Consider the following 7,117-nt stretch of genomic DNA (forward strand, 5'->3'; position numbering starts at 1 on the left):
TAAAATAGACCTAGGTCAAATACTGAGTTGTCTTAGGTTGACGGCTATGGGGTCAGACCCTTGGGTAATTATTAGTCAGAATATTTTTAAATAACTTATATTTCAATAATTTATTTATTAGTATATACCCTAATACTGCCCCAATGGTATTTGCAATAATATCATTTATATCTGAGCTTCTTAAACTGCCTAGCGTCGCACCGATAATATACTGTATTATCTCAATTGATAGACTAACTAAAAATGCCAGTTTGGCTACCTTTTTTGCAGAATCAATTTTATTCGCTATTAGTGGTAAATACATGCCAAAAGGTATCATCATAACAATATTTAAAATAAATGTTTTTAAATCAATCGTTAGTATAGGTATAAAATCTATGGAATTGTACCAGGGTGATTGATTAGCATAAAGTCCAATATTAACGTCAATTGGAAACAGTACAAGATGAATAACACATAATGAATAAATAACAAATGTTGTTAATAAAGTATATTGCACATAAGTATATTTAAAATTTTTATATTTAGCTAGATATATAATACGCGTTAAAAAGAACAGAAATATTGGTACAAGAATGGTCCATGAATTAATTGTGAACCTTATAGAATTTTCCATTACGTTAACCTCCAAATTTAAAATCTATTAAACTATCTCTAATTTCCGATAAATATCTTTCTCTTATAAATAGAAAAAATAGTATTTGAACTAATAAAAAACTACCCATTACAAGAAATGCAGCTCCTGTGACATTAATATTAAAGACATTCTTTAATACAGTCAGTGCTAAGGAGGAGTGAATTACTGCAACAATATATGGGAGTAAAAATAATACTCCAATTTCAAGTGTGACTACTTTTTTAATTTCATTATATGTAAGCCCTATTTTATTCAATTGCACATATTTTTGTTTATCGACTTCTTCATCCATGTAAAATTTATTATATATAAAACTTCCAGAAGTAACAAAGAATAGAATTCCTATAAATATTGATAAAAACATTATCGTTCCATAAGCTCTCTTTTCAGTTTCGTAAATATGAGATTTAGATAATAATAAGCTAAACTGATCATCTCCATATTTGTCGAAATATTTATCATATACTTTATAGGTATCAGACCAGTCCTTTATCTGAAAATTATAAGTATCTTCAATTTTAACTTTTTTATAATCGTAGTTATCTTCTTTTAGAGTATGTTCAAGGAAATTAATCTCCTCTTTTAGCTTCGCCGACTGGCCAAAAGTAGTATAGGTAAAATCATAAGGATATCTTTTTTCAATATCTCCTAAAGTATTCTTCCAAAATGCGAAACTAGACCCTATGAAGGTAAAAGCTACTGTTGAGGTTATTGCTATTAAGAAAAACATCCTTGAGTTATCTTTTATTTTATAAAACAAGTTTGATATTAAAAGGAGATTTATGTTTTTTAAATAGAATGTTCTATTCTTTTTTAGTAATCTAATGAAAAAAACACTAAGGTGAGAAAACAATAGATAAGTTGCAAATATAACCATAACTACAACGGGTAAGATTATTTTATCAAGATTTTGTTTGCTAACAGTTAACGCACTATAATATCCAATTATTAACATAGAAAATCCAAGCACAGCTAAAAATATAGAGGTTTTAGGCTCTGTTTTAGGAGCTTTTGTACCCTTTAATAGCTTTAAAACCTCATTCTCTTTTATAATAAAAGAAGTGAAAAGTGAAACAAATACTCCTAAAAGTATAAAGGATGCAAACGTTATAACTATTGCTTTTACAGGAAAATAAAAACTTAAGGAACTAAGTCTTAATAACCTTTCTATGATAACTAAGTATATTTTTGAAAACACCAATCCAATTATTATGCCACCTAAGGTTGCAACTGCATTTATAATAATATTTTCAATGAAAATCATATTATAAAGCTGTTTTTTTGAAATCCCTATTATATATAAAACCCCAAATTCCTTATATCTACTTTTTAAAAATACACTTACAGAGTAAAACACGAAGAAAAAGAGAAACAGATATGCGATAATTTCTGTTACTAAAATCGCTTTTCCGATATAAGATTTAAACTGTCCTTTATTGGGATGAAATAAGAACATTGTAAAAGAAAAAAATAATGCTGAAGATATACAAGTACTAAGGAAATAAGCAAAATATGCTTTAATATTTCTTGATACATTTTTATATGCAAATGTAATAAAATCCATTAGTTAGAACCTCCTAGCAGTGAAAGTACATTAATTATTTGTTGATAAAACTGTTGCCTACTCCCACTCTTATCAATTTCATTGTATATACCACCATCCTTAATGAATAATATTCTATCACAATAACTGGCAGCTAAGGGATCATGAGTCACCATAATAGTAGTAACTTTCTCTTCTTTGTTTATTTCTACAAACAACTCCATAACAGTATTGGAAGCTTTTGAATCTAAATTTCCAGTAGGTTCATCTGCTAAAAGTATTGAAGGGCTATGTATTAATGCTCTTGCAATAGCAGTCCTTTGGCATTCCCCGCCCGAAATTTCAAATATTTTCTTATCTAATAGCTTTTCTATTCCTAGTATTTGAGCTATTTTTTTCAACTTCATGTCTTGCGATTTTATTGGAACACTATCCAAAGTTAAAGGCAAAATAATATTTTCGCCTACTGTTAAAGTATCTAATAAATTAAAATCTTGGAAAACAAATCCTAACTCTCTTCTTCTAAATAGTGCAAGCTCCTCTCCTTTTAAACCTATGGGATTATTACCTTTTATTAAGATATCTCCTGAAGTAGGTTTATCTATCGTTGAAATAATATTCAAAAGGGTAGTTTTACCACTGCCAGAAGGTCCCATTATTCCAACAAATTCACCACCCTCTATGCTGAAGCTTATATCGTTTATAGCATTAAAAAGCACTTTTTTACCATATACTTTACTTAAGTTACTAATTTTTAATATCTCCATTTTCAGCCCTCCTTTTCTCTACCTTATTTATTTAATTATAATAAGTTTAATGGATTCTAGCCATTTAACTTCCTTACAATTTTATTACATGTGTGTAAGGTTAGGAGATAGTAATAATAATTTATCTAAAACACTATTTTAATTTTAGTACCTTTATTAACTTCAGCTTCTATTTCTACTTTATGTCCTAAGTCTTCGCATGTTTTTTTTACAATATATAAGCCCATACCTGTGGATTCACCATATTTGCGCCCATTTTCCCCAGTAAAGAAAGGATTAAAAACTCTTCTAATATCTTTAGCAGATATACCAATACCTTCATCAATAACTTCCATCACAACATGTTTTTCTTGTAAACAGGCTTGTATGGTTAATACCTTACCTATTCCTGCTGAATATTTAATGCCATTTGTTATAATTTGTTCTAATACAAATTTCATCCACTTTCCATCAGTATAAACTTCAATTGTTCTATCAATGTCTACTTTGGGTAATATCCTATTCTTTATAAAAAGCTTTTTTTCTTTATTCACAGTATTTAAAACCAACTGTTGTAAATTTATTTTCTCTACAACAAAATCTTTTTCAAAAGCATCAACTCGCGCAAAATATAAGGCTAAGTTTAAGTTCGTATTTATTTTATAAACTTCTTCACTAATGCTTTCTGCACGTGGCTCTCCGTCACATTCTTCAAGTAGAAGCTGTATTACAGAAAGGGGGGTCTTCATCTGATGTACCCATTGATTAATAAATGTTATATGCTCCTTTTGTTTTCTATTATAATCTCGTATTTTAATTTCATAGAGTTTATACTGCTGCTGCAAAAGCTTTGATACGTTTTTTGAGATTAATGAGTCTCCAATCGCTAAAGTTGACTCTTCATTTGAGTGCAGTCCTCTTTTAAATAATCCATATAACTCTTTCGTTTTGTAGTACTCCCAAGTTAGAAAACATAGGAGTATAAATGAATTAAACAAGATTATATATATAACTTCTGAAATCACAATGTACTTTTTAAGGGCACAGTAAACAGGTGTTAAAATGATACTAAAGAAATATATAAATATATATGTTTTATAGTGTTTTAAGAATAATTTCATTTCTTGACACATCCTACCAGTTTTTATTTAGTTTATAGCCTAATCCCCATACAGTCTCTATTCCATTTTCAATATTAAACTCTTGAAATCTTTTTCTTAATCTCGTTACATTTACATTAAGAGTATTTTCCTCAACGAAAGCTATATCATCCCACATTTTTTCTAAGAGATATTCGCGGCTAACAACTCTAGGATATCTTTTTATAAGACATTCCAGGAGCATTCCTTCTTTCTTCGTAATAATTAAAGTTTTCTCTTTAAACTTAAGTTCTAGCCTTTCCGGATAAAACTTTAAGCCATCTAATTCCACAATTCGCTCATCATTATTAATAGAATAATTTCCAAAAGCTCTCCTAATATGGCTTTTTATCTTAGCCAACACAACTTCAAAAGAAAAGGGCTTTGTTATATAATCATCTGCACCATTTTCAAGTGCCATCACTTGATCCATCCCGCTTTCCCTTGCAGATATAAAAATTATAGGAACTATTGATATTTCTCTTATTCGTCTGCACCAATAGAATCCATCAAATTTAGGTAAATTAACATCCATTAACACCAAATCAGGATTAAACAAATTAAATTCTTCCATTATATTATCAAAGTTTTCAACGATTTTAACTGCAAATCCATATTTCTTTATATAATCTTTCAATAAATTGCTTATGGATAAATCGTCTTCAACAATATATACCTTATATTCCATACTAAATAATCCCTCCAATTTTCTATAAATAACTCAACCTAATGAAAATATATTATTTTTGATAATACTATTATATCAAAATTTTAAGAACTTAAATGTAAAAGTAGATGATAAATCATAATAGTAAAGGGTTTAAAAAGTTAGGTCTTATAATTATTGCTATGCTTCCTATTCCTTTAGGAGTGTTCACTGAGGGTGTGATAGTAATGCTCTAAAGTAAATTCATAATTACAATCAGATTTTTTAAGTCATTAAATGCTTGTACACCTTTTGGCTATATAAGCATAAGATATTATGTCAACATGACAATAAAAAGAAAAGGAGCAAATATAATGAGCGACAATACTACTACCCCTGAAGTTGATTATATTCCCGAGGATCCTATTTATACAACAGAATTAGCACCTATCGAAACATCGGTGGTACGAAGCCCTATAATTTGCGTTTATCAAAACTATATCCCTTGGTTCGGTGAAAATCGTAATAATGCTACTCTGTTATTTTTGGGAAAAATATTGGGAACAGACTATTTTATACACCCAGTGAGCGACCTTGCAGTTTGAATTCCATGTAATACTGCAGTTGTTTTGATTCCATCTAACAGTGAAGGGAGTGCAACTAGCGCAGCAGAGGAAAATGACCCAAATGCCCAAGCTAATTTGAAAGCATTTGTAAGGGCTGGCGGTGTTTTAATTATAGATATGGGAGATAATTTATTATCCGGTGGCTATATTGCCCCATGTGCAAAAGGTACACCTTACTTAATATTTCCTGATCCATGTCGAGATCTTACCTTGACTAAAAAGGCATTGAAGCATCCTTTTGCAAATTGTCCAATACAATTAAGTAACAATAATATCGATATGGAGTGTGGTTGCTCTGTATGTCACGGCAACCTAGAGCAAGTCATTACATTGCCGCGAGACTCCACAGTACTAATGACAGCAACTTTCAATAACATTCAGAGGTCAGTTTTAGCAGAATATAGCATTGGTCGTGGCCATGTAATTTTAGATACTCTAACAAAAGAATTTGTATGTCAACAACCACAAGGCACCGGTCCATCCAACATTTTGGTAAACTTGTTCTCATATGCTCTTTGCAATCTAGGCGATCGAAAATAAGTTGATAACTAAAGTAACGTAATTTTCACCAATTCACACTAAGCATAAACACCTAAGAACACTTGTGTTAAATACTATTTTGACAAAGGAGCGATAATTTGAATTTTCAAGGATTAACAGGTAAAGTTATAACCCCTTGCGATAAAGAATATGCTATTTTAAGACTTGAATACAACCTGGACATTAACAAATTCCCTTTAGCTATTGTTTATTGTCATAATTATATAGATGTATCTAATGCAATTAAATGGTGCACGAGAAACTGCGTAGAACTTCGCGTTCGTACCAGAGGTCATAATTATGAAGGTTATTCAACAGGTACAGGTGTATTAGTAATTGATATATCTTGTATAAGTGAAGTTAATATAGATACTAAACATGATATTGCAGTAATACAGGCTGGTGCAAATCTTTTGAGCATATACTCAATACTTGCCGATAAGGGTTATGGTTTCAATGGCGGTACATGTCCTACAGTTGGTATTTCTGGCTTAGTATTGGGAGGAGGAATAGGATTATCCTGTAGAAATTTCGGCTTAGTTACGGACAATCTTTTAGAAATACAACTAGTGAATGAACACGGCATTCTAATAATTGCAAATGATCACATCAACTCAGAGTTATTCTGGGCGTGTAGAGGCGCAGGTGGAGGAAATTTCGGAGTAGTAATATCTTATACCTTTAAAATTCATAAAGTGGACAAAATTACTGTTATACAGCTTAGATGGAATGAAGCCTCTAGGGAAGAGTTTTTTGACCTTTGGCAATGTTTCTTTAAAACTGCCACTGAAAAAATTAGCTGTTTCGCTGGTTTTAATAAAGAAGGCATCTATTTAAACGGATTTTTCTATGGAGATAAATTAGAAGCAGAAAAAATTCTAAAAGACTTTCTATTGCTTCCTGCTTTATTAGAAGCTTCATCAATAGAATATGTACCTTTTATTTCTGCAGTAAAAGCTATTGCTTCTTTTTACGGGCCTCCAAATAGATTTAAAGCCACTGGAAGATTTGTATATAAGACATTATCTGAAAAAAATATTAAAAAATTAGTCCAGTTCGTGGACAATAGTCCTGGCGAAGATAATTGCTTTATTAGACTATATTCTTTGGGTGGTACAATAAAAGAAGTACCTTGTAATAGCACTGCATATTACTATAGAAAGGCCGAATATATTATTGGAATAACAGCAGACTTTGAAAAGGATGATGATTCAGACATCTATAAAGAATGGGTCGCAGA

At 30.5% G+C, this 7,117-nt stretch carries 8 protein-coding genes; 3 read left to right on the top strand and 5 right to left on the bottom strand.

All coding sequences use genetic code 11. The annotated features are described in order from the left end of the window. Positions 1 to 52: 52 nt before the first annotated feature. The 5 genes from Q0649_RS06300 to Q0649_RS06320 all read right to left on the bottom strand — a co-directional run bounded on the left by Q0649_RS06300 (position 53) and on the right by Q0649_RS06320 (position 4,753). A complete protein-coding gene (locus Q0649_RS06300) occupies positions 53 to 616 on the bottom strand; it encodes a VanZ family protein (protein WP_298838944.1) in 564 nt (187 codons plus the stop codon). Positions 617 to 620: 4 nt separating this feature from the next. Continuing rightward, the gene (locus Q0649_RS06305; protein WP_298838946.1) at positions 621 to 2,201 is read right to left on the bottom strand and encodes an FtsX-like permease family protein; all 1,581 of its coding nucleotides are present in this window, start codon (positions 2,199 to 2,201) and stop codon (positions 621 to 623) included. Beyond that, a complete protein-coding gene (locus Q0649_RS06310) occupies positions 2,201 to 2,947 on the bottom strand; it encodes an ABC transporter ATP-binding protein (RefSeq protein ID WP_298838948.1) in 747 nt (248 codons plus the stop codon). The genes Q0649_RS06305 and Q0649_RS06310 overlap by 1 nt, the downstream gene beginning before the upstream one ends. A 125-nt stretch (positions 2,948 to 3,072) precedes the next feature. Next, positions 3,073 to 3,951: a sensor histidine kinase gene (locus Q0649_RS06315; RefSeq protein ID WP_367179356.1), complete on the bottom strand. Its 879-nt coding sequence runs from the start codon at positions 3,949 to 3,951 to the stop codon at positions 3,073 to 3,075. Positions 3,952 to 4,060: 109 nt separating this feature from the next. Next, positions 4,061 to 4,753 carry a response regulator transcription factor gene (locus Q0649_RS06320; RefSeq protein ID WP_298838952.1) on the bottom strand — a complete coding sequence of 231 codons (693 nt, stop codon included), beginning with the start codon at positions 4,751 to 4,753 and terminating at the stop codon, positions 4,061 to 4,063. Between the two features lie 332 nt (positions 4,754 to 5,085). On the opposite strand from Q0649_RS06320, the gene Q0649_RS06325 reads away from it, so the two are divergent. From Q0649_RS06325 to Q0649_RS06335, 3 genes are all read left to right on the top strand, one after another. Beyond that, positions 5,086 to 5,316 (top strand): hypothetical protein, encoded by a 231-nt coding sequence (locus tag Q0649_RS06325; protein ID WP_298838954.1) that lies wholly within the window; start codon positions 5,086 to 5,088, stop codon positions 5,314 to 5,316. Between the two features lie 24 nt (positions 5,317 to 5,340). Next, complete coding sequence (locus Q0649_RS06330; RefSeq protein ID WP_298838956.1) at positions 5,341 to 5,877, top strand: hypothetical protein; 537 nt, start codon at positions 5,341 to 5,343, stop codon at positions 5,875 to 5,877. Between the two features lie 98 nt (positions 5,878 to 5,975). Beyond that, positions 5,976 to 7,117: FAD-binding oxidoreductase (locus Q0649_RS06335; RefSeq protein WP_298838958.1), on the top strand; the 1,142-nt coding region annotated here is incomplete at its 3' end.

This window comes from uncultured Clostridium sp. (genome assembly GCF_937920395.1).
Taxonomy (GTDB): domain Bacteria; phylum Bacillota; class Clostridia; order Clostridiales; family Clostridiaceae; genus Clostridium_AD.